The organism is Mesorhizobium sp. M7A.F.Ca.US.014.04.1.1, from assembly GCF_003998745.1.
GTDB lineage: Bacteria > Pseudomonadota > Alphaproteobacteria > Rhizobiales > Rhizobiaceae > Mesorhizobium > Mesorhizobium ciceri.
On record NZ_RZRW01001210.1, the window covers coordinates 1 to 839 of the forward strand.

Below are 839 nucleotides of genomic sequence, written 5' to 3' on the forward strand. Positions count from 1 at the left end.
CGACAATGTCGGAAATTTGGGAACCGCATTGAGCGCCCAGTTCAGCGAGACAGTGAGCCAATGAGGCAGCGTTTGAGCGAAATCGGATCCGATGAACGTGTCGCGCGAGATCACCAGGTAGGCGAGCATATAAGCGACGAAAAATTCCGGGAATGAAATGGTTGTCAGTGTCGCGACATTCACCAGCCGGTCGAACCAGCCGTTGCGGTACAGCGCAGCCAGAATGCCAAGCCCCAAGGCCAGGGGAACGGCTATCAGCGCCGTCACCGCTGCAAGGAACATCGTGTTGTAGAGGCGGGGTGCGATGATCTCGGCCACGGTACGCCGATATCCGGTGCGGCTCGCAAACGAAGAGCCGAAATCGCCATGGAGCATCTGGGCGATCCAAGCGAAGTAGCGCTCGACAGGCGGACGATCGATGCCGATCTCCCGCTGAAACGCGGCGACCGTTTCGGGCGTCGCCGACTGCCCGAGCGTGGCCTTGGCGAAGTCGCCTGGGAGCATCGCGATCGCAGAGAAGATGATGATGGACACGATAAACAAAGTGACCAGACCGAGGCCAAGGCGCTGCAGGACCGTTCTTGCGACGGGGTTCATGTGCGTGGCGTTTCCTGGGCGGCAACCCTGCACTCGGAGCCAGCTGACCGGAGCCTCAAAACCATCGCGGCTCCGGCCCGCCATCTCATGCCGTGGCGATCCACCAGCGTTCGGCCATTTTCAGTCCATCGTTCTCCCAGTTGGGCGCCACATCACCGTGTGCGAGCTTTTTGGATTGGGCGCTGACGAAATTGTTGAAGACCAGCACGATGCTGCCGCCGTCATCGTGGGTTAGTTGCTGC

At 60.2% G+C, this 839-nt stretch carries 1 protein-coding gene; it reads right to left on the reverse strand.

The genetic code is table 11. From position 1 onward, the window contains the following. Window positions 1-597, reverse strand: a 597-nt coding sequence (locus EOA22_RS35625; RefSeq protein WP_164756276.1) for an ABC transporter permease, incomplete at its 3' end; no start/stop codon positions are given. Between the last annotated feature and the right edge of the window lie 242 nt (window positions 598-839).